This window comes from Subtercola sp. YIM 133946 (assembly GCF_036553535.1).
GTDB lineage: Bacteria > Actinomycetota > Actinomycetes > Actinomycetales > Microbacteriaceae > Subtercola.
In genome coordinates this window covers 1-26,358 of record NZ_JAZHPE010000051.1, presented here as the reverse complement: position 1 = coordinate 26,358, position 26,358 = coordinate 1, and the positions used below count along the sequence as shown (strand labels likewise).

33 protein-coding genes are annotated in these 26,358 nt (G+C 65.6%); 9 read left to right on the top strand and 24 right to left on the bottom strand.

Annotation, left to right across the window (positions count from 1 at the left end):
* The 4 genes from V3W46_RS17790 to V3W46_RS17775 all read right to left on the bottom strand — a co-directional run bounded on the left by V3W46_RS17790 (position 1) and on the right by V3W46_RS17775 (position 5,570).
* The gene (locus tag V3W46_RS17790) at positions 1-768 is read right to left on the bottom strand and encodes a hypothetical protein (protein ID WP_331784483.1); all 768 of its coding nucleotides are present in this window, start codon (positions 766-768) and stop codon (positions 1-3) included.
* Between the two features lie 130 nt (positions 769-898).
* A complete protein-coding gene (locus V3W46_RS17785; RefSeq protein ID WP_331784482.1) occupies positions 899-3,454 on the bottom strand; it encodes a DNA methyltransferase in 2,556 nt (851 codons plus the stop codon).
* A complete protein-coding gene (locus V3W46_RS17780; RefSeq protein WP_331784481.1) occupies positions 3,454-3,831 on the bottom strand; it encodes an HNH endonuclease in 378 nt (125 codons plus the stop codon). The genes V3W46_RS17785 and V3W46_RS17780 overlap by 1 nt, the downstream gene beginning before the upstream one ends.
* Positions 3,828-5,570, bottom strand: a complete 1,743-nt coding sequence (locus V3W46_RS17775; RefSeq protein ID WP_331784480.1) for a DNA cytosine methyltransferase — start codon at positions 5,568-5,570, stop codon at positions 3,828-3,830. Before V3W46_RS17775 ends, V3W46_RS17780 begins: the two co-directional genes overlap by 4 nt.
* A gap of 26 nt (positions 5,571-5,596) precedes the next feature.
* On the opposite strand from V3W46_RS17775, the gene V3W46_RS17770 reads away from it, so the two are divergent.
* Positions 5,597-5,854, top strand: coding sequence for a hypothetical protein (locus tag V3W46_RS17770; protein WP_331784479.1), 258 nt, complete (start codon positions 5,597-5,599; stop codon positions 5,852-5,854).
* Positions 5,855-5,859: 5 nt separating this feature from the next.
* Here the strand turns inward: V3W46_RS17770 and V3W46_RS17765 are convergent, their stop codons facing one another.
* From V3W46_RS17765 to V3W46_RS17695, 15 genes are all read right to left on the bottom strand, one after another.
* Entirely contained in the window at positions 5,860-6,054 is a 195-nt protein-coding gene (locus tag V3W46_RS17765) for a hypothetical protein (protein ID WP_331784478.1), read from the bottom strand.
* A complete protein-coding gene (locus V3W46_RS17760; RefSeq protein WP_331784477.1) occupies positions 6,047-7,117 on the bottom strand; it encodes a hypothetical protein in 1,071 nt (356 codons plus the stop codon). Before V3W46_RS17760 ends, V3W46_RS17765 begins: the two co-directional genes overlap by 8 nt.
* Positions 7,117-7,794 carry a hypothetical protein gene (locus tag V3W46_RS17755; protein WP_331784476.1) on the bottom strand — a complete coding sequence of 226 codons (678 nt, stop codon included), beginning with the start codon at positions 7,792-7,794 and terminating at the stop codon, positions 7,117-7,119. Before V3W46_RS17755 ends, V3W46_RS17760 begins: the two co-directional genes overlap by 1 nt.
* On the bottom strand, positions 7,791-8,279 hold the full coding sequence (locus V3W46_RS17750; RefSeq protein ID WP_331784475.1) for a hypothetical protein: 489 nt from the start codon (positions 8,277-8,279) through the stop codon (positions 7,791-7,793). The genes V3W46_RS17755 and V3W46_RS17750 overlap by 4 nt, the downstream gene beginning before the upstream one ends.
* Positions 8,276-8,434: a hypothetical protein gene (locus V3W46_RS17745; RefSeq protein WP_331784474.1), complete on the bottom strand. Its 159-nt coding sequence runs from the start codon at positions 8,432-8,434 to the stop codon at positions 8,276-8,278. The genes V3W46_RS17750 and V3W46_RS17745 overlap by 4 nt, the downstream gene beginning before the upstream one ends.
* Entirely contained in the window at positions 8,434-9,291 is an 858-nt protein-coding gene (locus tag V3W46_RS17740; RefSeq protein WP_331784473.1) for a hypothetical protein, read from the bottom strand. The genes V3W46_RS17745 and V3W46_RS17740 overlap by 1 nt, the downstream gene beginning before the upstream one ends.
* On the bottom strand, positions 9,288-9,497 hold the full coding sequence (locus tag V3W46_RS17735; RefSeq protein WP_331784472.1) for a hypothetical protein: 210 nt from the start codon (positions 9,495-9,497) through the stop codon (positions 9,288-9,290). The genes V3W46_RS17740 and V3W46_RS17735 overlap by 4 nt, the downstream gene beginning before the upstream one ends.
* Positions 9,494-10,348, bottom strand: coding sequence for a hypothetical protein (locus tag V3W46_RS17730; protein WP_331784471.1), 855 nt, complete (start codon positions 10,346-10,348; stop codon positions 9,494-9,496). Before V3W46_RS17730 ends, V3W46_RS17735 begins: the two co-directional genes overlap by 4 nt.
* Positions 10,348-10,779: a hypothetical protein gene (locus V3W46_RS17725; RefSeq protein ID WP_331784470.1), complete on the bottom strand. Its 432-nt coding sequence runs from the start codon at positions 10,777-10,779 to the stop codon at positions 10,348-10,350. The genes V3W46_RS17730 and V3W46_RS17725 overlap by 1 nt, the downstream gene beginning before the upstream one ends.
* A gap of 3 nt (positions 10,780-10,782) precedes the next feature.
* A complete protein-coding gene (locus V3W46_RS17720) occupies positions 10,783-11,193 on the bottom strand; it encodes a RusA family crossover junction endodeoxyribonuclease (RefSeq protein WP_331784469.1) in 411 nt (136 codons plus the stop codon).
* Positions 11,190-11,483 carry a hypothetical protein gene (locus V3W46_RS17715; RefSeq protein WP_331784468.1) on the bottom strand — a complete coding sequence of 98 codons (294 nt, stop codon included), beginning with the start codon at positions 11,481-11,483 and terminating at the stop codon, positions 11,190-11,192. Before V3W46_RS17715 ends, V3W46_RS17720 begins: the two co-directional genes overlap by 4 nt.
* A gap of 222 nt (positions 11,484-11,705) precedes the next feature.
* Positions 11,706-12,212 carry a hypothetical protein gene (locus V3W46_RS17710; RefSeq protein WP_331784467.1) on the bottom strand — a complete coding sequence of 169 codons (507 nt, stop codon included), beginning with the start codon at positions 12,210-12,212 and terminating at the stop codon, positions 11,706-11,708.
* A gap of 66 nt (positions 12,213-12,278) precedes the next feature.
* A complete protein-coding gene (locus V3W46_RS17705) occupies positions 12,279-12,485 on the bottom strand; it encodes a hypothetical protein (protein WP_331784466.1) in 207 nt (68 codons plus the stop codon).
* Positions 12,482-12,700, bottom strand: a complete 219-nt coding sequence (locus V3W46_RS17700) for a helix-turn-helix domain-containing protein (protein WP_331784465.1) — start codon at positions 12,698-12,700, stop codon at positions 12,482-12,484. Before V3W46_RS17700 ends, V3W46_RS17705 begins: the two co-directional genes overlap by 4 nt.
* Positions 12,701-13,154: 454 nt before the next feature.
* A complete protein-coding gene (locus V3W46_RS17695; RefSeq protein ID WP_331784464.1) occupies positions 13,155-13,400 on the bottom strand; it encodes a helix-turn-helix domain-containing protein in 246 nt (81 codons plus the stop codon).
* Positions 13,401-13,478: 78 nt separating this feature from the next.
* Here V3W46_RS17695 and V3W46_RS17690 point away from each other — a divergent pair, with 78 nt between their 5' ends.
* Genes V3W46_RS17690 through V3W46_RS17680 form a run of 3 tightly spaced genes read left to right on the top strand, consistent with a single transcriptional unit; the run spans position 13,479 to position 15,422 of the window.
* Positions 13,479-13,859, top strand: a complete 381-nt coding sequence (locus V3W46_RS17690; RefSeq protein ID WP_331784463.1) for a helix-turn-helix domain-containing protein — start codon at positions 13,479-13,481, stop codon at positions 13,857-13,859.
* Positions 13,860-13,872: 13 nt separating this feature from the next.
* The gene (locus V3W46_RS17685; RefSeq protein ID WP_331784462.1) at positions 13,873-14,298 is read left to right on the top strand and encodes an ImmA/IrrE family metallo-endopeptidase; all 426 of its coding nucleotides are present in this window, start codon (positions 13,873-13,875) and stop codon (positions 14,296-14,298) included.
* Entirely contained in the window at positions 14,244-15,422 is a 1,179-nt protein-coding gene (locus tag V3W46_RS17680) for a tyrosine-type recombinase/integrase (RefSeq protein ID WP_331784461.1), read from the top strand. The genes V3W46_RS17685 and V3W46_RS17680 overlap by 55 nt, the downstream gene beginning before the upstream one ends.
* A 415-nt stretch (positions 15,423-15,837) precedes the next feature.
* On the opposite strand, the gene V3W46_RS17675 is transcribed toward V3W46_RS17680, so the two are convergent.
* The gene (locus V3W46_RS17675; protein ID WP_331784460.1) at positions 15,838-15,963 is read right to left on the bottom strand and encodes a hypothetical protein; all 126 of its coding nucleotides are present in this window, start codon (positions 15,961-15,963) and stop codon (positions 15,838-15,840) included.
* Positions 15,964-16,181: 218 nt separating this feature from the next.
* Here V3W46_RS17675 and V3W46_RS17670 point away from each other — a divergent pair, with 218 nt between their 5' ends.
* Both V3W46_RS17670 and V3W46_RS17665 read left to right on the top strand, forming a co-directional pair.
* Complete coding sequence (locus tag V3W46_RS17670) at positions 16,182-16,529, top strand: hypothetical protein (RefSeq protein ID WP_331784459.1); 348 nt, start codon at positions 16,182-16,184, stop codon at positions 16,527-16,529.
* Between the two features lie 136 nt (positions 16,530-16,665).
* Positions 16,666-19,386, top strand: coding sequence for an MGH1-like glycoside hydrolase domain-containing protein (locus V3W46_RS17665; RefSeq protein ID WP_331784458.1), 2,721 nt, complete (start codon positions 16,666-16,668; stop codon positions 19,384-19,386).
* A gap of 9 nt (positions 19,387-19,395) precedes the next feature.
* Here the strand turns inward: V3W46_RS17665 and V3W46_RS17660 are convergent, their stop codons facing one another.
* Entirely contained in the window at positions 19,396-19,887 is a 492-nt protein-coding gene (locus V3W46_RS17660) for a type II toxin-antitoxin system PemK/MazF family toxin (RefSeq protein ID WP_331784457.1), read from the bottom strand.
* Between the two features lie 96 nt (positions 19,888-19,983).
* Entirely contained in the window at positions 19,984-20,178 is a 195-nt protein-coding gene (locus tag V3W46_RS17655) for a hypothetical protein (protein WP_331784456.1), read from the bottom strand.
* 237 nt (positions 20,179-20,415) lie between these two features.
* On the opposite strand from V3W46_RS17655, the gene V3W46_RS17650 reads away from it, so the two are divergent.
* The gene (locus tag V3W46_RS17650) at positions 20,416-22,122 is read left to right on the top strand and encodes a long-chain-fatty-acid--CoA ligase (protein ID WP_331784455.1); all 1,707 of its coding nucleotides are present in this window, start codon (positions 20,416-20,418) and stop codon (positions 22,120-22,122) included.
* 89 nt (positions 22,123-22,211) lie between these two features.
* Here V3W46_RS17650 and V3W46_RS17645 read toward each other — a convergent pair whose 3' ends face one another.
* Positions 22,212-23,477: an ammonium transporter gene (locus tag V3W46_RS17645; protein ID WP_331784454.1), complete on the bottom strand. Its 1,266-nt coding sequence runs from the start codon at positions 23,475-23,477 to the stop codon at positions 22,212-22,214.
* A gap of 223 nt (positions 23,478-23,700) precedes the next feature.
* The gene (gene zapE / locus V3W46_RS17640) at positions 23,701-24,741 is read right to left on the bottom strand and encodes a cell division protein ZapE (RefSeq protein ID WP_331784453.1); all 1,041 of its coding nucleotides are present in this window, start codon (positions 24,739-24,741) and stop codon (positions 23,701-23,703) included.
* A 59-nt stretch (positions 24,742-24,800) separates the two neighbouring features.
* Here zapE and V3W46_RS17635 point away from each other — a divergent pair, with 59 nt between their 5' ends.
* A complete protein-coding gene (locus V3W46_RS17635) occupies positions 24,801-25,706 on the top strand; it encodes a sulfurtransferase (RefSeq protein WP_331784452.1) in 906 nt (301 codons plus the stop codon).
* Between the two features lie 3 nt (positions 25,707-25,709).
* Complete coding sequence (locus V3W46_RS17630) at positions 25,710-26,174, top strand: SufE family protein (protein ID WP_331784451.1); 465 nt, start codon at positions 25,710-25,712, stop codon at positions 26,172-26,174.
* Positions 26,175-26,358: the final 184 nt, after the last annotated feature.

Below are 26,358 nucleotides of genomic sequence, written 5' to 3'. Positions count from 1 at the left end.
TCATCGCTGCATCCATTCGTTCCCCGGCTCCACCAACGGCGTCACCGGCAGACCACCCTCTCGAGGCGGCAACGGCTCGTCATCCCACCGACCCGCGTTTAACCACGTCGCCGGATGCGGCACATACTGCTTCTCCGGCAGATTCGGATCAGCAGCGAACCGACGAGCGCCCTCGATGATCAGCTGCGGGTCGACCTTCCTCGCGATAGCGATGAACTTCTTCCGCGCCGCCTCCTTGCCCACCTTCCGCGGGTACGCCATATAGAACTCAGCGAACGCACCTTCACCGCGAGGTGAAGAGAGGTTCTTTAACTGGTCGGGTCGGGTGGGGTCGGGTCGGGTCGGGTCGGGGTGCTGTGACACAGGCGTTACTAACGCATCTGTTACACCGTTACTAACGCCCGTGTCACGCTGTGACTCCTTCGTTACGCCTGCCTTCTTCGCCCGCCATTCCGCCTGACGCTGACGAGACGCAGCCCGTTGACCCTCCACGGAGTCACGCGCCGGCTGGTACTCCAACCAGTTGGTGAAAACGAACGCGCAACCCTCGCGCGACCAGAGGCCAGCGGTTGCGAGTGCCTCGGCCATCGCCTGCGTACCGCCTAGCTCCTCGATGACGAACTCGGGAACGACACCGTCCGTCAGCTCTTTCGCGCACCAGGCGCCCGCCATCGTCCACAGCCCGATCGCCGCGAGACGCCTACCCTTCGGGATGGAGAGCACCTTGCGCGACGAGAAGAACCCGTCGTCTACCTTGAACCAGCTCACTTGCTTCCCTCTTCGTTGAAATCTCCGCGCTCGATTCGCGTCACCAGCCCCGCGTACGTCGTCCGCATGATCTGCGATGGGGCGTTCTCGGCTCGGTTGCGGAGCCAGACGAGCAGCTTCGAGGGGTCCATCAGGCCACGTCGTCCAAGTCGAAGAGTGACGGGATCGACTGCCGGTTGTCGTGCCGGCGGAGGTACACCAGAGAGTCGGCCACCGATGCCGGATTCAGCTCCGACGAGTACGCGCGCCGGCCTGCCTCGACCGCGCACAGGGCTGTTGAGCCGATGCCGCCGAAGGGGTCGTAGATCAACTCGCCCGGGTTCGACCACTCCTCGATGAGGCGGCGCGGGATGTCGAGCGGGAACGGGCAGATGTGGTTCTCGACGTCGCGGCGGCGCTGTTCCGAGTTGAGGGTGTCGAGCCGGTTGATGTCGTGCCAGATGTCTGGCCGCCATGACCCGGGCACCAGGGACGCGAACGTCGATGGCAGCGAGTGAGATGCGAGTAGCTTCTCCGCAAGGGCCACGTGCTCGTCGTAGTCGTAGACGTTCACCGTCGACTGCTGCGTGAAGAGCCGTGAGCGGGCCTCCGGCGATAGCTGGGCGAGCTCGTCGCCGGTGAGCAGCCGGTTCCCGCCGGTGCGCCACTCCGCGGCCGCGTCGATCTGCCAACGGCCGAGGGAGTACTCCTCCAGTCGCTTCACGATGCGCTCGTCAGCCCACCCCACGGACCGGTCAGTCTGCGGCTTGTGGAACAGCAGCACGTACTCGGGTGAGCCGACGCCCATGCTGGAGTGATCCTTCAGCATCTTCGAATACCCGAGCCGGTACGTCTGGTTGTTCTCGCGCACGACGTCGGTGGTGACGGTGATCATCCCGAAGTAGTCGAACCCGTGGCCGGTGTAGTGCGCGATCGCTTCGGCGTGCAGCGGCGAGACGGTGTAGACGCCCTTCCCGGTGACGGAGCCGAACAGCATCCGGTCCTTCACATGCACGGCGAGAATGCGCCCGGGCTTCAGGGCACGGTACAGCGACGGGGTGAGGTAGTCGTTCTGCCACCAGAAGTGCGCGTTGTCGTCGGTGTGACCGAAGTCGGCGTAGTTCAGCGAGTACTCGTAGTGGTTGCCGAACGGGATCGACGTCACGATGAGACCGACCGAGCCCTCGGCGAGGTGCTCTCGTGCCTCGACGACCGAGTCGTTCAGCGCGACGGTCCAGTCGTTGCCGGTGTACACGGAACGCTCGACACCCATCGCGCGGGTCAGCTCGGCACTCACCGCCGCCGGGTTGAGGCCGAGACGTCGGATGATCGACGACATCGTGTCGGCGAGGCGGTCGTGCTCGACCCACTTATCTTCGAGGGTCTCGCGCACGTCGGACTCGGTCTCGGCATAGATCATGTGCACGGTGCACGGCCGCTTCTGCCCGAACCTCTGGATGCGGTGCACAGCCTGGATTGTCTCGTTGAACTTGTGGTTCACGCCGACGAAGATCGCGGTGTTGGACTGCTGCAGGTTCATGCCCTGCCCGAGCATCACCGGCTTCCCGATCAGCGCGTAGGAGCCGTGCTCGCGCCACTGCTCCAGCCGTGCTTCGGCTTCCTCGTCGGACAGGGAGCCGTGCACCGATGAGTACGACATGCCCTCGGCGAGCAGCGCCTTCTCGATCGCGGACTGCTCGTCGTTGAGGTGGCACCAGATGATGATCTGGTCGCGGCCCGGGCGGGCGTGGTGCTCACGGACGATGCGCATCATCTCGTCGAGTCGCAACTCCATGGTGCGCCGCTTCTCGCGCGCGGCCTCGACCGCCGACATCGCGCCGCCTCGGAACATGAGACCCTGCCCGTCGCGGTCGACGGCGTCAGATGCGATGTCGGCTTCGAGCCGGTGCCACTGCACGTCAAGGTCGGGCAGGGCATAGCCGCGGTCGGAGAATCCGAGATCCGACGGACGTGCGAGGAAACACGCCCAGGTGTTCAGCCACAGCCAGAACTCATCCCGTTTGTGCGGGTGCAGCTGCAGGTTGCCCGCATTCGACGAGTCGCGCTTGAAGAACCTCGTCAGCGCGGCGCCGGTGTCCATGATGCCGAGGTAACCGGCGTAGTGGATCAGCTCCTTGTGCCGGTTCGGCGAGGGGGTTGCCGTGGCCACGAACCGGAACGGGGTGTGTTCGAACAGCTGCAGGAACCGTTGGTACGTCTCGGACCCGAACGAGCGCAGCACTGAAGCCTCGTCGAGCGACACCGCCTCGAACAACGACACGTCGAGCTTGCCGTCACGAACTGACTCGTAGTTCGTGACGTAGATTCCGGGCCCGTCGACCTGGTCGCTGCGGCGCACGAAGGTCACATCGAGGTCGAGCAGGTTCCGGCCGTCGCGAATGAACTCGCCGCGCACACCCAGCGGCGCGATGATCAGCGCTCGGCCTCCGACTCGAGTGAGCACCAGACGGAGCGTCTCAAGCTGCATTATCGACTTGCCCAGACCGAACTTCGCGAAGATCGCACGACGGCCGCCGCGGACCGCCCACTTCACAATCGCCTTCTGATGCGGCTTCAGGATTGGGCTGATCTCGGCGTCGTCGACGTCGAATCCGAACTTCCGATCGAACGCGACCTTGTCCCGGAGGAAGGTGTCGTAATCCATCGACGGGTCAGCGCCCGTGTTGAGTGTGAGCAGAGGGCTCATCATGCTGCCTTTCCATAGACTTCGTCGAACATTTGCTGTGCCTCGCGCACCGTGATTTGAATGCGCCGATTGTCTTCGAGGCGGAACCAAGCCAGATCCCGGGGGTAGAAGACCGGCACCAGCGCGCAGTCCTTCACCCACTTCCGCACCTTGTAGCCGTGCTCGATCGCGTACTCCTGCATCTCGGCCTCGAATGCGTTGTTGTGTACCGTGCACGCCGCTACCAGTTCGACGAGCGTCGGCCGGCGCTTCGACCCGCCCATGCCGACTGCCTGCCGGTGCTGTGCCTCGAGGCGGGTGATCGCACCGCAGACGATGCAGCGGTGGCCGTCGCGCTCGAGCAACGCCGCCCGGGTCGCAGGTGTTGGGGCGGTCATGCTGCTAGCTCCACGTCGTACCCGAGGGACTCGACGCACACGCCGATGATGTCGCGCGAGCAGGGCGGGGTCACAGCGTTGCCGGCTGCCTTCACCAAGTCGCGGTTCGAGATCGGTTTCGCGCGGTCCGGCGGCTGCCACTTGTAGTCGGCCGGGAACGCCATCCCCGCGGCGACCTCGTGCGGCTGGAACATGCGGAACAGCACGTCCGGCACCATCTCCTCAGCGGCCTTCAGGTCGGCGGGTGAGACTCGCGGGCGACCCGTCGGAGTTCCGGCGTGAATGAGTGCCTGATGGCCAGCCGTGGTGAGCGTGCGTAGCGCCTCCGTGGCTGGTGTCGTCATTTCGGCGCCGCCGGTGTTGTTCCGGTGGATGAGCGCGTATCGGTCGACAGTGGTCAGCGTCCCGACGGGGTCGGTGACTGGTCGGGCCTCGGTGGTTCCGCCGTAGTACGACTGAACGAGCGCCTGGTGAATACCGCCCGCCGTGGTGGTGGGGAGGTAGTCGGTCGACGGGTCGCTCATGTCGACGCGGTCCTGGTGGTAGGAGGCCACAAGCGGCTGCACCAGTGCATGGTGGTTGCCGCCGGCGGTGAACGTGCCTGCCGGCTCGGTGACCGGCCGGGCGGTGCTCGTGCCGTACATCTCGGCGACGAAGGCTGTCTCAGCTCGCGTCGTCAGCGTGCGGAACGGAGCATCGACTGTCCGAGCATCCACCCCCGCGCGGCCCTCGACGGGCACTGCGAGACCTTTCGAGTTCGTCGTGTGCAACGACTTCAGTGGCTCACTCATCGGCCAGGCGCGGTAGTACGCGTCCGGGTCCCCATAATGCAGGTGATTCGGGTCGGCCGCGTCGTACGTGTTTCCAGCGGCTTCGATGTGCAGCGGGCCACAGTACCGCGCGATGCCCGCTGCGATGCGGGCTCGAGTCTTCGGCTTGAGCCGGTCGCCGACACGCTCGCCGGGAATCGACCAGTCGATCGCGGCGGCCGCGGGCAGCCAGCCTGGCTCGACGATGCTGCCGCAGCGGGGGCAGCAGTACACGTACGCCTGCCGGTAGCGGCCAACGCTGCGGTTGGGCTTGAACGACTGCACCGACTCGACCGTGACGCAGCAGCGGTCGCAGTACGCGCGAGGCTGGACGACGCGCTCGAGATCTGGGGCCTTGGCGCCGGCGGGCCAGGCGACGATGTAGATGCGGTCGCGGGACTGCGGCGCGGGCGTGCCGAGCAGCTGCGCATGCATCGAGTTCAGAGACAGCACCCGGAACTCGTAACCGAGCGCGCGCAACTCCTGCCGCCAGATCGCCCACGCCGTCCGGTACTGCGCCTGCGTGGCGATGTCGACTACGTTCTCGACGATCACGAGCCGGTAGCGGTGGTACTCGATGAAGCGGAGCACGTCGAACATCAGCAGCCGGGAGCGGGTCTTCGCGTCATCGGACAGCGGGTCCTCGAACAGTCCCTCGTCGATCGCGGGCATCTTGGACCCGTTGGCCTGCGACCACTTCGTGCACTCCGGTGACGCCCAGAGCATGTCGGTCTTCGGGAAGAAGCTCGGTCGCTCGAGGTGAAGGTCGACGACGGCGTGGTCGGTGTCTGGGTGGTTCAGGGCGTGGATGTCGGTGACGATCTTGAAGTGGTTCGCGGCGATGCGCACGTGCACGCCGGGCACCTGAACGGCACCGGTCGTTGAGCCGCCAGCTCCGCAGAAAAGGTCGGTTACGGTGATGGCGCTCACGAGGTCACCGCCGATAGAGTGCGGGCATGGCGATCACGACAGACACGATTTACAAGCTCACCTATTTCGGCAAGAACATCCCGATCTACACGGAGGAGGAGTTCGAAGACATCAGTTTCAGAATCTCGACCGCGGCCGCAAAGGGCGGCGGAATCGCCACCCTGCGCGAAGGACTTGGCGACGAGTATCGACTCTTCGTGGGTCAAGGTTCTGACATCGTGCTGCAGAAGCTCGTGCGTCGATTCGGCGGCAAGCTGAATGAAGAAACCGGTGAGTACGAATAGGGGCTTCATTTCGTCCTCGCAGGCTTGAGACGCGACGTCTCCTCCAGGCGAGTGTCACGGCCACCCTTCTCCAACTCGAGACGAGACATCCGGTATGGCTGCCCGGCAGCGTCCTTCTGCTCGTCAATCGCCAGAATCCGGTAGACCGTCGTACCCATCGAGACGGTGACCAGGTCGCCCACCTTGAACGCATCAGGCATCCTGGGTCACCTCGCCGGAGTGGATGAGCGCGTAGGAGACGGCAGCCTCGCGGGTGTCGAACATCCGGAACATGCCGCTCAGCGCGCCTGAGCCGTCGCGCAGAGTTACAGCCCACTCGCGGTCCTGCTGGAACACAAACCAGCGGTACGAGTAGTTGACCACTCCCCGCAGCTGCTCGATCTCGACCCGCTGTGCCTGGATCAGTGCCGAGTCGGCGTCGAACGAGTCCGACATGAGCTTCGTCTGATCGTTCGCGGCCGTCAGCTTCGCCAGGAGCTCGTCACGCTCGGCAGTGATCAGCTCGAGCGCGGACACCTCCGGACCCGGGCCGGTGGCGGCGTATGCGGCGTCGACGAATGACACCGACCCGTTCTCGCCCAGCTCGACCTCGATCGGCTCAGCCACGGCCGGTACCTCCTCGACAGGGGGGGCTACAAGAGCTTTCGCAGCTTTCTGGATCCTCTTCCGCTCGGCCTGATACTCGTTCGCCGCGGCCGGGCAGGTCTGGCCGTTCTCATCACCGGGGCACTGGTAGTTCTTCACCCGGCAACCCCGCGAGTAACCAGAGACTGTGCCATGTGGAAACGCGGGATCGTCGAGCGCGAGCTTTCCGAACTTCGGCTTATCAGGATCGACCGCGACGTCAGTCAGCGCCTCGGGGGCGAGCGGGACGACGGTCTCAGCCGGGTTACGCACCGGTCGCGGCTTCGGTCCCGCCGCCTTCTCCTGCGCCGGCGAGAACGCCACGTGCGGGGCCGGACGGACCGAGCGCTCGTCATCGAACACAATCCGCTCCTCAGCGACCGGCTCGGGCTCCGCGTGCACGTTCGGGCTGACCTTCGCTGCCGGCGCACCGAGCGCCCGCGCAGCCTCCAACTCCGACGCACCCTGCTTCACCATCAGCGAGTACCGCCAATCCGACTTCAACCGGATCGCAGCCTGCTTACACGACTGCAGACCGTCCTCGTCACGAGGGCAAGCCCCGTTCGACTGGCAGCCCATCCGGTAGCCCTCGTCGGTGCCGTGCGGGAAACCGTCCACATACAGATCGAGCGTGCCCATCAGAGCGCCCCGGCCTTCTCGAGGAACGCTTGCGCAGCGATGACGCGCTGGAACACTGCAGCATCGCCGCCCTGATCCGGGTGAGTCTTGAATAGGGCTCGGCGCGCGATCCTTGCCAACCCCTCGGGCTCGTAGATCACTCCCGGTTCGACGATCACGCCGGCCGCCGCGTAGAGGACGTCGAGAGCCTGCTGCACGCTCGTCACCCTCGACGGAATCGCCGTGCCCTCGATTGCCATGAAACCGCGGTACTGCTCACCATGCTTCGTCACGCCGTACCGGTCGACCTTCCGCAGCGCCTCCAGCGCCAAGGCGATCGCCCGCAGGTTGTCCTGCCAGGTGGTGAAGGTGTCGCACGGATACGAAAGCGCGCCCAGCTTTGCCTTGAACGAGATAATCACGCCGGGGTGCTCGGCTCGGGCCTGCGCCCGGGGCTTGCCGTCCAAGCGGAAGTCGGCCGGCGCTATCGCCACGAGCATCTCGCGGTCAGTCGAGCCCAACGCCGAAAGCTCTCGATCGAGAAGCTCCAGAGTCGACGACAGCGGGACGCTCTTCCGGGCATAGCCGCCGTCGTAGCCGCTCGTCTTGAACCGTGAGAACTGCCGTTGGCTCGCCGGGGTCAGAGTGCCCGGCCACTCTCGGATCGGACCGATCCGCATTCCGTCAGGCCACATCATTGGCCCCTTCCTGCTAGCTGGTACATGATTTCGACTTGCTTCGATTGCGTCTGCGTCGCAGACTTCGCCAGATCCACCAGACCGGCAACTGACTTCGCGTACTCATAGGCCACCTCGGCCGAGTCCGCGAGTTCCCACTCGGCCATGCACGCCTCCTCGGCCTCCGCCTTCCGCTCGTCCGCGGACTTCAGCTCCGACCGCTTCATGGCGACCAGGCGGGCCCGAGAGTGCATCCGTCGCGCCGCCCGCCGCGTGCGATCCGCCTCACGGAGGATCTCGACGTTGTCGGCCGCGACCGCCTTGATCACTTCCAGGTCCTGAATGATCGAATCCGGGGTCTTGATTTGCCGGCCCTGCTCGGTGTGCCCGAGCCCTCGAACTTGAGCCCGGACGACCGATGCGGCCGTCTCGATCTGCGCCGGGTCTCTCACCGGCGTGTGGGTCTCAGGGTCGAGGACTTGCTCCTGCGTGGCCGGGTTGATCATCGGTCCAGCAGCTTTTCTCGCCAGATCCCGATGACGAAGAACACGAACATCGCCACGAACAACAGCAGCCCTACCCCGTTGAAGCCGACCACGGCCGTCCACACGATCGTCGCCACGAGGAAGACCAGGAAGCCGAGAGCACCGATGCCGTTCATCAGCGGCCCCCGTCATCCGGAGGCAACTCGTTCCACGAGTCGATCTCCTCCTGCGTGTAGTCCAGCGGGTTGCCCTCGAACGGCATCGTCGGCTGCAGCTGCCCACCCACGAGCGTCCCGATCTGCTCAGGGATCGGCTCGGCCGACACCGGCTCAACGACGGATTCAGTGACCTTCCCGGTCGCCGGGTCAGCCTCGTCCGTGTCCAGCGGCGGCTCCTCCGGCTGCGGCTGCGGCGCCGACTCGATCGGCTTCCGCTTCACCGACCGCGACGCACGCTGCCGAGGAGCATCCTCAGCAACCGGCTCCGATTGCATCTCGCCCTGGTCGATGACCTCTTCCACCGAGTACGGGATACCCAGCAGCACGTCAGCCGCGATCAGCCGCACGAGCTCCGATGTCGCCCTGGCCAGCAGCATCGCGATCGGCTGCTTCCGCCAGTTGTCCTTCGTGTGCAGACCCAGACCCTGTGCCCGTGTCATCGTCCACACCGACTGCTCGACCTTGTCAGAGCCCTTCCGGCGCCCCTTCACGATCGCCTGCGTCGCCGTCGACTCGTCCGTCCAGATCTCGTGCCCCGCGTTCTGCACCAGCGCCCGGAGGGCCACTGCACGCATTGCCGGGGTGCCGTTGATGATGTCGATCGACCGGAGTGCGGCGAGCGGCGACAGGCCGAGCTCCTGCCCCGTGATAATCGCCGCGGCCGCCTCCTCCGGCTTGCCCTTGTACGAGGCCGGCACGAACGACGTCGTCACCAGCTGCCGAGCCGCCTGGTACGCGGTCGTCAGGTCCCGGGCCCACTGCTCGAGGTCGGACGCCGCCGGGTGCTCGTAGACAGCTACCTGCTGGTCGCTCACAGTGTCACCTCGACGATCGGTTCGTCGTCCTCGTCAGGCTCGGGAACGTCCGACACGATGGACCCCCGTGGTTGGCAGCTGTATTGCGAAGCGGTCGAGACTGCGTTGAGCACTTTCCCGACGAGTTCGGCCTGCTCGTCGCTCAGGTCGACTAGGGCCTTTGTCCGGTCGTCGCAGCCGCTCAGAGTGATCAGTCGAATGCTCATCGGGTACCCCCGGGAACGTAGAGTGCGTCGCCCTTCAGACGATCGAGCGGCTTGTCTTTCCCGCCCGTGCGACGCGCCACCGTGGCCACGTATTGGAACGTCCGGTAGGTGTCTTCCGAGTTGTCCATCGGGTACACGTCATAGCCGTCCGACCGCACCCAGACGGCCCAGTGATCGGTGATCCCGAGCTCCGCCATCGGGTGGTCGAGACCGTCGTCGCCCACGTAGGCGTCAGCGTTCGCGTAGCCGGCCAGTTGCAGGGCGGTCTCACCGTAGATCCCGGTACGGTTCGTCTTCCAGTCGAAGAGAATCACGCGCTTCTCACCGCACTTCTCGTCCCAGACGGCCGACGTCGCGACACCGTCGAGGGTGCCGCCGTACATGCCCTTAATTGAGTAGCACGACGTCTCTGAGAGGATCGGCCGGATCTGCCAGTCATCCAAGAACCGGACCGCGGAGGTCACGTAGCCGGCGATCTCGTCGGGCACGAGCACCTCGCGGCCGTTCGAGATCTGATCGGCCAGCTCGTGCACCTCGGAACCTCGCCGTGCGGCCTCGTCGCGTACCGAGAAGCGCGCCTTCTTCAGCGTGTTAAGCCGGGCGGAGGGAGCCATGTTCTGGAGCTCGGCCCAGTTGTCGACCGCGTACTCTGCGGTGACGTTCCCGGCCCAGTTCTCCAGCGCAGCTTTCCGCATGCCGTCGCCCATGAGGGTTGTGACACCGTCGAGCTTCACGCCGTCGAGGTAGTAGGCGTGCCCGTTCCCGAAGTTCTTCCGAACCAGCCGGGATGCGGCACCGTCGAGCGTGGGGGCTTCAGCCTTCTTCGCTCGGGTCTTCGTTGCGGTGACCATCAGGCGACACCGGGCCCTTCGGGCTCGGGCTCCCACATCGGCTCCTTGGTCTTCTTGCCCCGGGTGATGTCCACCGGGGCGGTCGGCTCAGGCTCTGCAGGCGCCTCGGCGTCGTCAGAGGCGACCGGCTCGTCGTCCGGAATCTCGAGCGTCGTTTCCATGCTCCCGGCGCCCGTACGACGCTGGTACGCCTTCTCCAGATAGCTGCGAACCGCCTTCGCGTCGTCCTCGTCCTCGATCGGCTCGATGTGCTGGAACCGGACCACCGCGGACGTGACCTGCTTGATGTCGTCGTACGAGTGCTTCGAGCGCTCCATCACGACGATCGCCAACCACGATTCCGGGGTGCGGGCGTCGAGCAGATCCTGCTCCATGTCGGGCAGCCCGTTGAGCTGCTCGCCCGGCACCTGGCCGGACAGATTGATTCCCATGACTCACTTCTCTCTTGTTGGGTAGGTGCCGACACGCACGAGCGCCCCGGCTTGGTCGGCGTAACGCTTCGTCGTGTGAAGGTCCACAGCGAGGCAGTCGTCGCGCCAGATCTTGGAATCCGTGAGGCCGTCGAAGACGGCGCGCACGAGCTTGTCGAGGTCAGGAGCGACCGAAGGGAACTCGCGCTTCACGCTCTTCGGCCGCTCGAACCGGAACTCGATGTTCACGATCGCGGCCTGGTCGATCCGCTCGCCGTCGTACGCCATCGCCGCCGCGTCCCGGATGCGGCCGCGCCATGGCTTGAGCTTCGACTGATTCGCGTCCACAGGCCGCCCGTTGAACACAGTCTTGCTGCCCTGCTGCACCGGAAGACCACCGACCCAGAACCGGAACAACTCCACTGGGCGGCTCACGATGCGCTCCCGATCGGGATGACGTCAGCCATGCTCCTTAGAGACGAAGCTGTCGACAGGCACCTTGAACAGCCGTAGACAACCGACGTCTCGTTTGAGGGCAACAGAACGTCCATGTGCTTTGCGCAGCACAGCCAGGTGAGCCCGCAGCAATGATGGCGGACGATCCAGATGGGCTTCTCGTTGCACGTCCCGCGGCCGACTTTGAAGAACTCGCACGCCGGAGCATTCTCGCTGCGCTCGTCGACCTCGACGATCTCGACCGGCGCGATGGCTTCGATGGTCTGCATCAGCTCGACCCACCCAACCGAATCCACGCAGCCGCAGCCACGAAACTCAACACGATGAGCGCGAGGGCGAGCCTCAGCACCGGGCGCAGCATCAGAAACCACCCGTCGACGTCAGAGCCAGCAGCACGGCGCCGACAGCACCGGTCGCCACACAGAGCGACCACCGGATACTCCGCACCAGGGCGACGCGCTCAGGGGCAATGTAGGTCGACCGCCGGCGCATCACAGGAACACCCCCGCGACCTCGACGAGCTTCTGTGCTCCATCAGGCTCGTTCATCACTGAATCCATGGCCGTCCCGTAGTCCGGGAACGTGGCACGGAGCTTCTCCCGGTTGCCGGAATCAGCGAGCCCGTAGGCGGTCATCAGGGCGGCGAGGAAGTGGCCCGGCTGCTGGCCGTGTGCCCGGTCACCGAAGTGCCAGAGCACATGCCTCGCGACCGCCGAACGCTCTGCCTCCAGCTCGTCGACGAGCTTCTGGTGGCCCGCCAGCGCCTGCTCCTCGGTCGAGTAGCGGTACTGGTCCTGGTCACGAGCACCACCGAAGATCATCGACTCGAAGATCAGCGGCGGACCATCACCCCAGCTGTGATTGAGGCCGAGGTACACCGTGGACACGTCACTGTTGCCAACTGTGGTCTTGGCGACCATCTTGTCGGTGTCGAAGGTCTCGACCCACTCGTCGCGACTGATCGGCTGTCCCGCGCGGTCGTAATATTCACTGCTCATTGCGGTTCTCTCTTCTTGATGAGAACTGCGCCGCTTGGGTGTGGCGGCGCAGCAGAACTGGGGTTGTTACCTGGTGGAGAGGGATGCGGCCCAGACGACGAGGGCAGCGATCGGGAGGACGGCGGCGGTCGAGATGACCGCCTCATCGATGACGGCGTTGCGCAGCTGCCGCATGAGCGTCGTGGGGGTCGCGCTAGGAACACGACCCCCTGCCTGCAGTTCGGGCTGGGACTGAGGAGCGGTGACGGCCGCCCGCCGGAATGTCCGGATCACGCTGCGCCCCGCTTCTGGCCAATCGAAGTCACGTTCTGTTTGTGAGGGCAGGGAACGCCGTCGAGGTATGCGTCAACGCACTCCTCTTTGACGAGCCAGCGACCGCCCTTCCTCGGCTGCGAGCCGTGGAGCTCGCCAGACTCGAGCAGGCGGCGAATCGTGTTTGGGTGGCGCCGGGCGTAGGTCGCGGTCTCTTCAACGTCGAAGCGGTTCATGACTGGCTCCCCCTGCACTCGATGGCGTCAAGTCGGGCTTTGAGCTCGGACAACTCACGCCGAACGGCAAGTTCGCCTTCTGTCATCCCGAGAGAGCGTGCTCGCTCGGTCAACTCGGCCTCAGCGGCCGCGGAGAATGGCGGCTCCCACGAGGGCGCACATCGTGAGCAGATGGTGAACAGACTGCGCGGCGAGGTGAGACGCTCTTCGATGGCGATGGATCGGGAGTAGCGCACAAATTGTCCGTCGAGCCCTCTGTAGCGAGTCAACAGCCATCCCCGTGCCAAGATGACGTTGAAGGCGTCGCGGACCATCGAGCCCGAGTCACCCTTCAGCTGACGGGTCTCTGCCCGATGCGGAGCACTGATCGACCGAAATTCGAAGTCATCGCCCTCTCGAACGAGTTCTTCCGCTGAGCAGGAGTCACACCGGAACTTCGTGAGTCTGAGGAAGGTCATGACGCCGCCGCCTGGAGGTCAACATCGTTGGCTCGACGCAGTAGCTCGTTCGGAGCAATGCGCAGTACGCCGCAGACCTTCTCCATCTCACTCAGGGTGAAAGGGCGTTCACCGGTGAGCCGCTTCGAGAGAGAGGGCTGAGTCATCAGCAGCGCCTCCATGAGAGTCGACTGCGTGATTTTCTTCCGAGCCATATCCGCCCGGATCTCCGCCGCTATGCGCTGGTGCAACTTTGATTCCATGCCGCATACGCTACCACCCTCGGCAAGATATTCAAGTCTACTTGCGATAGTTCATGCGGATAGGCATAATTGCATTCCGTGAGCATAAATGAACCCGGCCTCGTAGAGTCCGTCGCGGAAGAAATTCGCAGTGTCATGGCCCGTAGGAAGGTCAATCAGGCCGAGGTGGCCGAGGCGATCGAACGATCCCAGTCCTACGTCTCCCGAAGGCTCCAGGGCCTGGGAGCATTCGACATACGAGACCTCGAGGGCCTCGCCTTGCTGTTCGAAACTGAGCCCGCGTCTTTGCTCGGTTGGGCAGGATTACGCACGCCCAAGCCGCCCCGACCTCGACTCAGTGTCGTAGGTCGGGGCGATGATCTCTCTGCGATCGATGAAGACGAGCTGAACGACCGGTTCGACAAGAAAGCAGCTGGCTTCGACCCGAGCGCAAAGGAAATTGATCCCGACACACTCTGAGGCTGGGGAGCACATGTACGACCCGTTCGAACACGCCGACCGGCTGAACATCGAAGTAGTCTTCGGACGGCTTCGCACTGCTCACGGCCTCTGGATCCCCGAACGCCGCACCATCATCCTCAAACGAGGGATGCGGGCACTTCACGAGCGCAGCATCCTCGCCCATGAACTCGGTCACGTCTGCCTCGGACACGACGACTCCACACCCCGGAACGAATTCCTCGCAGACCGCTGGGCCGCCCGACACCTCATCGCACCAGACCACCTCGCCGCGATCGCCAGAGTCCACACCGACCAGGCGCAGTGGTGCCTCGAACTCGACGTCACACCGCACATGCTCGAGACGTACCTCTCGCTCCCCCTCAACTCACGACAGGAACCCAAATGGCTTGGGCAGAAAAGCTCCCTACGGGGAAGTACCGCGGCCTCTATCGCGTAGCGGATGGCGGCCGTCGGTCGACCGCCTCGGAGTACTCCCGAAGGGCGCAAGCAGAACGAGCGGCAGCGCAGCTCGAAGCTGAGGCGCGCACGCCAGGATGGCGAGACCCGAAGCTCGGCCAGATCACCTGGGGCGAGTGGTTCGAGCGCTGGGACCGTGCCCGTGTCATCGAGAACTCGACGAGGTCGTCAGAGGCGAGCATGATTCGCACACACATCATGCCGTTCTGGAAGGATCGGCCTCTGATCGACATCCGCAAGCACGATGTGCAGGTGTGGGTCAACGACATCGCTGCCGAGAACACGGCCCGCGAGGGTCAACCTGCCAAGTATCGTGCTGGCAAGACCGTGCGCCGCATCCTGAACGTGTTAGTCTCGTCGTTGTCTGCCGCCGTCGACGCGGACCTGATCGGCGCGAACCCCGCGCTCAGAATCAAGCTGGCACCGCTCGCACCCGGCCGGCAGGTCTACCTCACTCAAGAGCAGTACCACGCGCTCGTCAGCGCGGTCCCCGGAGAGACTGACCGTGCGGTCCTCGACTGGCTTGTCGGCACCGGCGCCCGCTGGGGCGAGATGGCCGGCCAGCACACACACAACCTCAACCTGCGACGCGGACTGGTGACGATCGCGGACGTGTGGGACGGTACCGAGATCAAGCCGTATCCGAAGGGCAAGCGGCAGCGACACGTGCCTGTGCTCCCGTGGGTCGTGGAACGACTGCAGATCGTCTCAGCGCCGTCGTGCGGGCTGCGCCACAAGGAGGGCATGTGCCGATCTGGGCTCCTGTTCCCGGCGCCCCGTGGTGGGGCGCGGGACGACCGGAACTTCTCACAGCGGGTGTGGGCGCCGGCTGTGAAGGCGGCCGGCCTCGTGGATCTCAATCCGACCATCCACGATCTGCGGCATACATACGCGTCGTGGCTGATCCAAGGCGGTGTGCCGATCGAGCGAGTGTCGCAGCTGCTCGGTCACGCCAGCATTACGACCACGATGATCTACGCGCACCTCGCGCCAGTGCAGCATGATGATGTCGCATTCGCGCTCCCTGCCCCGTCTGGGGCAAATCTGGGGCAAACTTTGAATCTCGCACGCGTCACGATGTTGAACGAGAAGTCACGAGACTGAAGCTCAGGGGCTCCCGATCCCTATAACGGCGCGGGAGTCGTTGCACCGTGTTGCACTTCGCTGAACAGGGTTGAACCGGCTTAGACACTTTCACACCGAAGAGGTCATCGGTTCGAGTCCGGTATCGCCCACCCCCAAGCCCCGGTCTGACGCTGTCACAGCGTTCAGGCCGGGGTTCTTTCTTTGCCCCCCCCCCCCCCCGTGAGACTTTTGTACCCCGTTCGGGGGTGGTAGTGTCGAAGGACTACCTGGGGGGTATCGTGCTCGTTCTTTGGATCGTTTCGGCCGCTGTCGTCGCTCTACTCGGTGCCGCCATGATCTTCGCCTGGCGCCGCCCCTGACGCCTTCGGCCGACGGTTCGAGCTGTCGGCTCCAGCCGATGGTTACGGCTGAGGGCTCTCGTTGCGAGCCGGGGTCAGCCCCGCGACTCGCGGGCGTGCAGGATGCGGCCCAGCACGAGGGCGACCGGCACCGCCACGACAGCCCACGTCGCGGCGAGCAGAACGCCGCCCTTCACCGCATCGTCGATCAGGTCATGCATGGTTCTCCACCAATCCGCCGGGGCGTCAGGGCGCCGGCGGGGCCGCCGACAGGGCCATCCTGACCCTCGAGACTGCGAGCCCGCTCGGGGGTGGCTGTGAGCTCGCCGTCTCCCCGTTCTGGGGTGTTGAGTTTTCTCCAGCTTCTCGTAGATTGAGTAGGTGTCGGGCGCAGATGACCGCGTTCGACGTTTGTCTCGAACCCGAAAGGCCTCACCCGATGGCTCCCTACGGCAGCGCACGTGCCGACTGGAACACGTACCCGAAGAAGAACGCCACGACCGACGTTCCCAGCTCCCCCGACGCCCCGTTCGTCGACCGCGTGAAGGCGACGATCGGCGATCTGCGCCAGTCGTACGAAGAGACGATGCAGAGCGTGGCCCGCATCGCCGACGAGTGGCGCACCCGGGAGACCACCCCGCGTGACCTCGAACGCCTCGCCCGGCTGATCTTTCACACGATGGAGCCCGGCGACTCGTGGGCGGAGAGCCCTGGCAACGTCAAGGAGCTCTACCGCGACCGCGCCGAGACCCTGCTCGAGAGCGGTTACCGCAGGGTCGACCGCTAGCGGCACAGGCGGCCGGGGCGCCACGGCGGCCACCGTCGTTCAGGCGGCAGACGTGCGACGGCGGCCGAGACGCCTCGCCGAGCATCCAACCGAGCGGTCGATGCCGCACGAGCACGCTGTACGCCAGAATGAGCCTATGGCGACTGACGGGCACGACATCGACGCAGAGCACCGACGGCTGGCGCAGGCGAACAGCGGCGAGGTCGAATGGCGCGACTGGGGCCCGTACGTCGCCGAGCGCGCGTGGGGGTCGGTGCGCGAAGACTACAGCGCCGACGGCGATGCCTGGGCGTCGTTTCCGCACGACCACGCCCGCAGCCGCGTCTACCGCTGGAACGAAGACGGCATGGCCGGGTTCAGCGACCTGGGGCAGAAGTGGTGTCTCGCCCTCGCCCTGCACAACGGCGCCGACCCGATTCTGAAAGAGCGGATGTTCGGCCTCGCCGGCCCGCAGGGCAACCACGGCGAAGACGCCAAAGAGTACTGGTGGTACCTCGACGGCACCCCCACCCACTCGTTCAACTCGTGGCGCTACCACTACCCGCAGGCCGCCTACCCGTACAACGACCTCGTCGAGACGAACGCGAACCGCTCGAAGACCGAGCCCGAGTACGAGCTCGTCGACACCGGAGTCTTCGACAAATCGAGGTACTGGGTGGTGACCGTCGACTATGCCAAGCAGGGTGCGCACGACCTGCTCATGCAGATCACGGTCGAGAACGCGGGGCCGGATGCCGCGACCATCCAGGTGCTGCCGACACTGTGGTACCGCAACACCTGGGCCTGGGGGTATGCGAACGAAGACCCGAAGCCGCAGCTGTCGCGCGAGGGGTCACGCGTGGTCGGGCGACAGGCGAGCACCGCAATGCTGTATCTGCAGGGTGAGGGTTCGGGTGTGGCGGGTGACGGGCATCCGTTGTTCTGCGACAACGAGACGAACACCGCCCGCGTCTTCGGCGAGGCCGCGGCCGATTCGCCTGCGTACCCGAAAGACGGCATCAACGACTTCATCGTCGACGGTGCGGCGACGGTCAACCCCGAGGAGGTCGGCACCAAGGCGGCGCTGCACTACGAGGTGACGCTGCAGCCGGGCCAGTCGCGGGTGATCAGGGTGCGGCTGACGAGCGCGGACGAGCCGCACTTCGACGTCGCCGCGCCGGCCGACCTCGGCATCGACACGTCGAGCTATGACGCGGTGGTCGACCGTCGCAGGCGCGAGGCCGACGAGTTCTACCGCGAGCTGACGCCGTCGGCGGCCTCGGCCGACGAGGCTCGCGTGCTGCGGCAGGCCTTCGCCGGGCTGCTCTGGTCGAAGCAGTTCTTTCACTTCAACGTTCAGAAGTGGCTCGACGGCGATCCCGCGACTCCCCCGCCGCCGGCCGGCCGTGCGGCGGTGCGCAACGGCAGCTGGCGGCATCTCGACGCCCACGACGTCATTCTGATGCCCGACCCGTGGGAGTACCCGTGGTTCGCCGCCTGGGATCTCGCCTTCCACTGCGTCACGCTGGCGCACATCGACCCCGAGTTCGCCAAGGCGCAGCTCATTCTGATGCTGCGCGAGTGGTACATGCACCCGAGCGGGCAGTTGCCCGCCTACGAGTGGAACTTCTCCGACGTGAACCCGCCTACGCACGCCTGGGCGGCCCTGCACGTCTTCCTGCTCGACGGCGGAACCGACTACGGCTTCCTCGCCCGCGTCTTCCACAAGCTGCTGATGAACTTCACCTGGTGGACCAACAACAAAGACCGCGGCGAGAACAATCTCTTCGAGGGCGGCTTCATGGGCCTCGACAACATCGCCCCGCTCGACCGGTCGAAACTGCCGCCCGAGGTCGGCTACCTCGAGCAGGCCGACTCGACGGCGTGGATGGCGATGTACGCCCTCGACCTGCTGAACATCGCCCTGCGCCTGGCCGGCAACGATCGTTCGTACGAAGATGTCGCGACGAAGTTCATCGAGCACTTCCTGCAGATCGCGAACTCGGCGAACGCCACCGGCCTGTGGGATGAGGAGGATGCGTTCTTCTACGACGTGCTGCACCTCGCCGACGGCCGCGACGTTCCGATGAAGGTGCGCTCGCTGGTCGGGCTCGTGCCGGTGGTGGCGTCGCTGGTCTTCGACACGAACGAGTTCGTGGCGCTGCCCGAGTTTCGCGACCGGGTGGTGTGGTTTGTGTCGATCCACCCCGAGATGGCGCAGTCGTTCCACCAGCACGACAAAGACGGGGTGCCGTCGTTCCTGCTCGCCCTGGTGTCGCCCGACCGCCTCAAACGCATCCTGGCGAAGGTGTTCAACGAAGAGGGCATGCTCTCCGACCATGGCATCCGGGGCATCTCGGCCTACCACCGCGACCATCCGTTCAGTGTCGAGGTGAACGGCGTCGAGGCGTCGGTCGACTACGAGCCGGCCGAGTCGACGTCAGGGCTGTTCGGCGGCAACTCGAACTGGCGCGGGCCGGTCTGGTTTCCGCTGAACGTGCTCTTCGTCGAGGCCCTGCGCAACTACGGCGCCACAGGTTCGCCGACGACCACGGTCGAATTCCCCGAGGGCTCCGGCACCTTCCTCACCTTCGACGAGGTCGCAGACGCGCTCTCGGCCCGGCTGATCTCGCTGTTCACACCGGGCAGCGATGGCCGGCGACCGGCGGATGCCCGCTACGACCTGCTCTCGACCGACCCGCGGTGGCGCGACAACGTGTTCTTCTACGAGTACTTCGACGGCGACACCGGGCAGGGGCTCGGCGCCTCGCACCAGACCGGCTGGACGGCGCTGGTCGCGCACCTCATCCTCACGACCGCGAACCGCGACACCACGGGCGGCCCTGCCGCGAACGAGGTGACGCCCGACGGCCCCTGACGCGCCGGTCTACCAGCGGTAGCGCGCCCTGATGGCCTGCGCGACGACGGCGTAGGTTCGGGCATCCAGAGCCGACCCCTCCCTCCGCATACCGCGGTCGTGCACACAGAAGAGACGGTCGATGCGGGCCCAGGATGCCCGGCCGCTGCGATCCCAGGCGCCCGAGCCGATGGCCACCGAGCCCCGGTCGCCCTCGTGCGACTTGCTCGTCAGGGCCACGCCGAGGCACGTCGACGAGGTCAGTCGCGACACGATCAGCACGGGGCGGTCTTTGCCGCGGCCGTCGTTCTCCTCGTAGGGCACCCACGTCCAGACGATCTCGCCCGGGTCTGGCCGCGAGTCTGCCTTGGGTGCGTAGCCGAGCCGCACGTCGGCGACGCTGCGCGGATCGACCTGCACCGTGGCCGTCGCGGCCGCCGGTGCGCGGGAGACGCGCGGTGCGCGAGAAACCCTCGGCGTACCGGAGAACAGTGCGCGCACGAAGCCCGGAAACCTACCCATGAGCACACCCTAGGCGATGGTGCGGTGGGCAGAACGAACGAGGCCCGGTGCCTGCGGTTCGCAGGGCAGCCGGGCCTCGAGTCTGGTGAAGAGAACCTAGTCGCGCAGGCTCTCTTTGTAGTCGTTCTTCGCCTCAGTCGCGTCGCGGTTCTTTTCGGCGGCTTTCACGTCGGCGTTGGCCTTCGCTTCGTCGGCCTTGTCTGACACGCGCCCCTTGACGTCGTCGACGGTGCGGCTGATCTTCTCGCCGGTGGCCTCTGCGGCCTCTTTAGCGTTGTCAAGAAGTCCCATAGTGCTGCTCCTTCTTCTGTGTGCCCCAGTTCGGGCATCGCTCGTCATTCAGCGTACGTGCGGCCCGTGCACGCCGAATAGACCGTGGCGCCGATTCACGATTCGTGCTAATGCCGAAGCGAACATCCCGGTGCGATTGTGGGTTGTCGACAGCCGACTTCGGCCCGGCCTGTCGATCGTGCGCATAATGAGGTCTGAAGTTTGGCATCGAGGCCACGAAGGGCAGCCCGCACGTTGATGAGCACCAGCAGTTCTGTCGAATCACCCACTCCCCGGCCGTGGCTGTCGAGCTACGCCGAAGGCGTGCCGAGTGACATCGAGCTTCCGACGGGTTCGCTCGTCGACCTCATCGCCGACTCCGTCGCCCGCTTCGGCCGCTCTGTCGCGCTGGAGTTCTTCGGCCAGGAGACGACCTACCGCGAGCTGGGCGAGCAGATCGAACGGGCCGCCGAGGGCCTGCGCACGCTCGGAGTGAAGCACGGCGACCGGGTCGCCCTGGTGCTGCCGAACTGCCCGGCCCATGTCGTGGCGTTCTACGCCGTGCTGCGGCTCGGCGCGATCGTGGTCGAACACAATCCGCTCTACACACCGCGCGAGCTGCGGCACCAGTTCGAAGACCACGGCGCGACAGTGGCGATCGCCTGGAACAAGGTGTGCGAGACCATCCAGAACATGCCCGACGACCTCGGCATCACACAGCTCGTCTCGGTCGACATCGTGAGGGGCATGCCGCTCTCGACACGCATCGCCCTGCGGCTGCCGGTGAAGAAGGCGCGCGAGTCGCGCACGGCCCTCTATGCCAAGGTGCGCCACACCACCACGTGGGAATCGCTGCTGCAGAACCGCCGCATCGCAGCGTCGGTGCCCGGCCCCAGTGTCGACGACGTCGCGCTGTTGCAGTACACGAGCGGCACCACGGGCACGCCGAAGGGGGCGATCCTCACCCACCTCAACCTGCACGTCAACGCGCTGCAGGGGCGCGCCTGGGTGCCCGGACTGAACGACGGCGACGAGGTCTTCTACGGCGTGCTCCCGCTCTTCCACGCCTACGGGCTGACGCTCTGCCTCACCTTCGCGATGAGCATCGGTGCGCGGCTCGTGCTGCTGCCGCGGTTCGACGTCGACCTCGTGCTGAAGGCGGCGAAGAAGCATCCACCGACCTTTCTGCCCGCGGTGCCGCCGATCTACCAGCGTCTCGCCCAGGCCGCGACCGAGCGGGGCATCGACCTGACGAGCATCCGGTACGCCATCTCGGGCGCGATGCCGCTGCCCGTGCCGACAGTCGAGCTGTGGGAGAACCTCACGGGCGGTCGGCTGGTGGAGGGGTACGGACTCACCGAGACCTCGCCCGTGGCCCTGGCCAACCCGGTGGGGCCCACGCGCCGCGCCGGATCGATCGGGCTGCCGTTTCCGAACACCGAGATCCGCGTGGTCGACCCCGATGATGTGGCGACTGACCGGGCCTTCGGCGAGGCCGGCGAGCTGCTCATCCGCGGCCCGCAGGTGTTCCAGGGGTACTGGCGCAAGCCCGACCAGACCAAGGATGTTCTGCTGAAAGACGGCTGGTTCCGCACCGGCGACATCGTCTCGCTGAGCGAAGACGGTTACGTGTCGGTCGTCGACCGCATCAAAGAGCTCATCATCACGGGCGGTTTCAACGTGGCGCCGTCTGAGGTCGAAGACGCCCTTCGCATGCACCCGACCGTCGACGACGTGGCCGTCATCGGGCTGCCGGGCCCGAGGGGCGACGAGGAGGTCGTCGCTGCGGTGGTGCTGAAATCGGGCGAACAGCTCGACGAGACGGCGATCCGCGACTTCTGCCGCGAGCATCTGACCGCCTACAAGGTGCCCCGCAGGGTGGTCGAGATCGACGAGTTGCCGGTGTCGCTCATCGGCAAGGTGCTGCGCCGCCAGGTGCGCGAGAACCTGCTGAAGAGCGACTAGCAGGCCCTGGAACGACGAAGAACCGGGCGCCCTCCCGAAGGAGCGACGCCCGGTTCTTCTGCTGTCTACTGCTGGTGCAGGTGCGGTTGTCAGGCCGGGTCGAGCGCGTAGCTCTCTTCGCCGTGAACCACAGTGTCGACGCCCGCGATCTCGTCTTCGCTCGTGATACGGAAGCCCATCGTCTTCTGGATGATCGTGCCGATGATCCAGGCGAGAACGAAGGAGTAACCCATCACCGCGAACGCCGCGCCGGCCTGCTTGCCGAGCTGCGCGAAGCTGCCGGTGTCGAGCAGGCCGATGCCGGCGCCGAAGATACCGATGTAGAGGGTACCGAACAGACCACCGATGAGGTGGATGCCCACCACGTCGAGCGAGTCGTCGAAGCCGAGCTTGAACTTCAGCTCGATGGTGAGGCAGCAGAGCGCACCGGCCAGCAGTCCGAGCAGCAGGCCCCAGCCGGGCGTCAGGATGTTACACGCGGGGGTGATGGCGACCAGGCCGGTCACGGCGCCCGATGCGGCGCCGATCGAGGTTGCCTTGCCGTCTTTGATCTTCTCGACGATCAGCCAGCCGATGATGGCGGCGGCGGGGGCGGCGAGCGTGTTGATCCAGGCGATGGCGGCGACACCGTCGACGGCGGCCTCAGAACCGGAGTTGAAGCCGAACCAGCCGAACCAGAGCAGCGAGGCGCCGAGCAGGGTCAGCGGAACGTTGTGCGGCTTCTGGATGCCCTTCTGGAACCCGATGCGCTTGCCGAGCACGAGAGCGAGCGCGAGGCCCGCCGCGCCGGCGTTGATGTGCACCGCGGTACCACCGGCGAAGTCGTTGACACCCCAGGTCGGCGCCCAGCCCTCAGAGAGGTTGAAGACCCAGAACGCGACAGGGAAGTACACGATGGTCACCCAGAACCCGGCGAACACCATCCAGGCCCCGAACTTCGCGCGGTCGGCGATCGCACCCGAGATCAGGGCGACGGTGATGATGGCGAAGGTCGCCTGGAATCCGACGAAGGCGAGGCTGGCGAGGTCGGGGTCCATTCCACCGCCGTCACCGATTCCGAGGAAGCTCTGCAAGAAGATGAAGCCGTCGAACGGGTTGCCGAGCAGGCCGGGGATGGCGGTCGTACCGAACGACATGCCGTATCCATAGAACACCCACAGCACGCCGACCAGGCCCATCGCGCCGAAGCTCATCATCATCATGCTGACAACGCTCTTCGCCTTGACCATGCCGCCGTAGAAGAAGGCGACGCCGGGGGTCATGATGAGAACGAGGGCAGCGGCGACCAGCAGCCACAAGGCGTTGACCGAGCCTTGGACGTCTAGCGCTGTTGGATCGTCTGCTAGAAACATCATCGAAAATTTACCTCTCTCGAACCGAGTAATTGCACCGGTGCGCAGACGTACCCCACGAATCGGGTCTGCTCGCCTCGGCTACGCCATTAGCTTCGTGGGTCGAGGTTTCGGGAGGAGTGAATCTATGTTTCGCGTTCGTAACGCGATTGACGGCTTTGTAACAACTGTGTTTCGAGCTGCCGACAATTCGATTGAAGTTTGAACCCCTCTTTCGGGGGGTATGTCAGCGCTGCGTCGACGCGATGAGCCGCGACACCGAACGCAGGTACTTCTTGCGGTAGCCGCCGTTCATCATGTCGCCGGCGAAGACCTCGTCGAGCGGCAGGCCGGTGGCGTACACGGGCAGCTGAGCGTCGTAGACGCGGTCGATGAAGGCGACGAACCGCAGGGCATCCGTCTGGTTGAGCAGAACCTCGACGTCGGTGATGACGAGGGCGTCGAGCCCGTCGAGCAGCTTGACGTACTTCGACGGGTGGATCGAGCCGAGAAAGCCGATGACCTCGGCGAACGAGTCGACGGTGTAGCGGCTGCCCGCGGCGTCGAGAGCGGCCACCGCCTCGTCGAGGCCGGCCTGGTCGAGGGTGCGCGCGTGCCCCTCGATGTTTCGCCGGCGATAGTCGAGGCCGTCGATACGGATGATCTCGAAGCGGTCGGCCAGCGCCTGGATCTCGCGCAGAAAGTCTTGGGCGGCGAACCGACCCTCGCCCAGCGCGTTCGGCGGGGTGTTCGAGGTCGCGGCGATCTTGGTGCCTGTGGCCACCAGGTCGCCGAGCAGGCGGGTCATCATCATCGTGTCGCCCGGATCGTCGAGCTCGAACTCGTCGATGGCGATGAGCGTGGCGCCGGTGAGCAGCTTCACGGTCTCGGCGTAGCCGAGGGCGCCGACCAGGGCGGTGAACTCGATGAACGTTCCGAAGTACTTGGGCCCCGGTGCCGCGTGCCAGAGGGCCGCGAGCAGATGTGTCTTGCCGACACCGAACCCACCGTCGAGGTAGATGCCCGGCTTGGCGGCGGCGGCGCCCTTCTTGCCGCGGCCGAACAGGCCGCCCGACTTGACCGGCCCCCACGTCTTGGCGAAGTCACGCACCCTGTGCAGTGTTTCGCCCTGTGACGGGTAATCGCGGTCGGGCCTGTAGGACTCGAAGGATGCCGTGTCAAACTGGCGCGGAGGAACCAACACGGCAGCCATCTCGGCCCCGCTCAGGGTGGGCCGCAGATCGACAAGGTGCAAGGGAATAGTTGTACTGCCGCTGTCAGTTGTCATCACAGTAATTAAAGCGCACTTTGATCCACCGGCCGCACGGCCGCAAACCGGAGGTAACAATGGCTGTCGAAGCCGACACCACGCCCAAATTCGCCGAGTACGCCCACCCGAACCGTCTGGTGAGCACCGAATGGCTGGCTGAGCACCTCGGCGACACCGACCTCGTCGTCGTCGAGAGCGACGAAGACGTGCTGCTGTATGAGACCGGGCACATTCCGGGCGCCGTGAAGATCGACTGGCACACCGACCTCAACGACCCGGTGACCCGCGACTACATCTTCGGCGAGCAGTTCGCCATGCTGGCCGGCAGCCGTGGTATCGACCGCAACTCGACGGTGGTCATCTACGGCGACAAGAGCAACTGGTGGGCCGCCTACACCCTCTGGGTGTTCAGCCTGTTCGGCCACGAGGATGTTCGGCTGCTCGACGGCGGACGCGACAAGTGGATCGCCGAGGGCCGCGCGATCACCACCGACGAACCCGACATCACCCCTCGCGAGTACCCGATCGCCGAGCGCAGCGACGTCGAGATCCGCGCCTTCAAAGACGACGTGCTCGACCACCTCGACGCGGGCGGAAAGCTCATCGACGTGCGCTCGGCCGAAGAGTACAGCGGAGAACGCACCACCGCTCCGGCCTATCCCGAGGAGGGCGCCCTGCGGGCCGGCCACATCCCGAGCGCGCACAACGTGCCGTGGGCGAAGGCGGCGGCCGAAGACGGCACCTTCAAGCCGCTCGACGACCTCAACGAGATCTACCGCGAGGGCCTGGGCCTCGACGACAGTGACGACGTGATCGCCTACTGCCGCATCGGCGAACGGTCGAGCCACACCTGGTTCGTGCTCACCCACCTGCTCGGCTTCGAGGGCGTGCGCAACTACGACGGTTCGTGGACCGAGTGGGGCTCAGCCGTGCGCGTGCCCATCGTGCAGGGCGCAGACCGCGGCGAGCACGTCTCGAGGTAGCCGATGCCGCTGTCTGAGTCCACCCCCAGCGAGGCGCTGCACCCGGCCCTGGCCGAGATTCGCGACGACTTCCTCGAGCTGACGCAGAAAGACCGGCTGCAGCTGCTGCTCGAGTTCTCGAACGAGCTGCCCGACCTGCCCGAGCACTACCGCGATCATCCCGATCTCTTCGAGAAGGTGACCGAGTGCCAGTCGCCGGTGTTCATCTTCGTCGAGGTCGACGCCGACCGCGTCGTGCACATGTACGCCACCGCGCCCGCGGAGGCGCCCACGACGCGCGGCTTCGCCTCGATTCTCGCGCAGGGGCTCAGCGGTCTGACCGCCGACGAGGTGCTGGCCGTTCCCGACGACTTTCCGCAGATGCTCGGGCTCACCCAGGCCGTGTCGCCGCTGCGCATCAGGGGCATGACCGGCATGCTCGGCCGCACCAAGCGCCAGATCCGCGAGAAGCTCGCCCTCACTGGTTGAGTAGCGACGCGCTGCGTCGCGTATCGAAACCCTTCCGCATGGGGTGGTTTCGATCCGCGTGCCTGCGGCCCGCTACTCAACCAACGTTCGTGGCGAGTTCGCGGGTTGAGTAGCGACGCGATGCGTCGCGTATCGAAACCCTTCCGCATGGGGTGGTTTCGATACGCGTGCCTGCGGCCCGCTA

Coding starts and splice junctions, on each gene's coding strand:
- V3W46_RS17695 (WP_331784464.1), bottom strand. CDS start 13,400: ATGGAATCAAAGTTGCACCAGCGCATAGCGGCGGAGATCCGGGCGGAT.
- V3W46_RS17655 (WP_331784456.1), bottom strand. CDS start 20,178: ATGGGACTTCTTGACAACGCTAAAGAGGCCGCAGAGGCCACCGGCGAG.
- V3W46_RS17670 (WP_331784459.1), top strand. CDS start 16,182: ATGGCTCCCTACGGCAGCGCACGTGCCGACTGGAACACGTACCCGAAG.
- V3W46_RS17750 (WP_331784475.1), bottom strand. CDS start 8,279: ATGATCAACCCGGCCACGCAGGAGCAAGTCCTCGACCCTGAGACCCAC.
- V3W46_RS17785 (WP_331784482.1), bottom strand. CDS start 3,454: ATGAGCCCTCTGCTCACACTCAACACGGGCGCTGACCCGTCGATGGAT.
- V3W46_RS17715 (WP_331784468.1), bottom strand. CDS start 11,483: ATGCAGACCATCGAAGCCATCGCGCCGGTCGAGATCGTCGAGGTCGAC.
- V3W46_RS17665 (WP_331784458.1), top strand. CDS start 16,666: ATGGCGACTGACGGGCACGACATCGACGCAGAGCACCGACGGCTGGCG.
- V3W46_RS17745 (WP_331784474.1), bottom strand. CDS start 8,434: ATGAACGGCATCGGTGCTCTCGGCTTCCTGGTCTTCCTCGTGGCGACG.
- V3W46_RS17735 (WP_331784472.1), bottom strand. CDS start 9,497: ATGAGCATTCGACTGATCACTCTGAGCGGCTGCGACGACCGGACAAAG.
- V3W46_RS17765 (WP_331784478.1), bottom strand. CDS start 6,054: ATGCCTGATGCGTTCAAGGTGGGCGACCTGGTCACCGTCTCGATGGGT.
- V3W46_RS17710 (WP_331784467.1), bottom strand. CDS start 12,212: ATGAGCAGTGAATATTACGACCGCGCGGGACAGCCGATCAGTCGCGAC.
- V3W46_RS17725 (WP_331784470.1), bottom strand. CDS start 10,779: ATGGGAATCAATCTGTCCGGCCAGGTGCCGGGCGAGCAGCTCAACGGG.
- V3W46_RS17650 (WP_331784455.1), top strand. CDS start 20,416: ATGAGCACCAGCAGTTCTGTCGAATCACCCACTCCCCGGCCGTGGCTG.
- V3W46_RS17780 (WP_331784481.1), bottom strand. CDS start 3,831: ATGACCGCCCCAACACCTGCGACCCGGGCGGCGTTGCTCGAGCGCGAC.
- V3W46_RS17680 (WP_331784461.1), top strand. CDS start 14,244: ATGGCTTGGGCAGAAAAGCTCCCTACGGGGAAGTACCGCGGCCTCTAT.
- V3W46_RS17755 (WP_331784476.1), bottom strand. CDS start 7,794: ATGATGTGGCCTGACGGAATGCGGATCGGTCCGATCCGAGAGTGGCCG.
- V3W46_RS17645 (WP_331784454.1), bottom strand. CDS start 23,477: ATGATGTTTCTAGCAGACGATCCAACAGCGCTAGACGTCCAAGGCTCG.
- V3W46_RS17730 (WP_331784471.1), bottom strand. CDS start 10,348: ATGGTCACCGCAACGAAGACCCGAGCGAAGAAGGCTGAAGCCCCCACG.
- V3W46_RS17630 (WP_331784451.1), top strand. CDS start 25,710: ATGCCGCTGTCTGAGTCCACCCCCAGCGAGGCGCTGCACCCGGCCCTG.
- V3W46_RS17760 (WP_331784477.1), bottom strand. CDS start 7,117: ATGGGCACGCTCGATCTGTATGTGGACGGTTTCCCGCACGGCACCGAC.
- V3W46_RS17700 (WP_331784465.1), bottom strand. CDS start 12,700: ATGAACCGCTTCGACGTTGAAGAGACCGCGACCTACGCCCGGCGCCAC.
- V3W46_RS17685 (WP_331784462.1), top strand. CDS start 13,873: ATGTACGACCCGTTCGAACACGCCGACCGGCTGAACATCGAAGTAGTC.
- V3W46_RS17660 (WP_331784457.1), bottom strand. CDS start 19,887: ATGGGTAGGTTTCCGGGCTTCGTGCGCGCACTGTTCTCCGGTACGCCG.
- zapE (WP_331784453.1), bottom strand. CDS start 24,741: ATGACAACTGACAGCGGCAGTACAACTATTCCCTTGCACCTTGTCGAT.
- V3W46_RS17770 (WP_331784479.1), top strand. CDS start 5,597: ATGGCGATCACGACAGACACGATTTACAAGCTCACCTATTTCGGCAAG.
- V3W46_RS17635 (WP_331784452.1), top strand. CDS start 24,801: ATGGCTGTCGAAGCCGACACCACGCCCAAATTCGCCGAGTACGCCCAC.
- V3W46_RS17675 (WP_331784460.1), bottom strand. CDS start 15,963: ATGCATGACCTGATCGACGATGCGGTGAAGGGCGGCGTTCTGCTCGCC.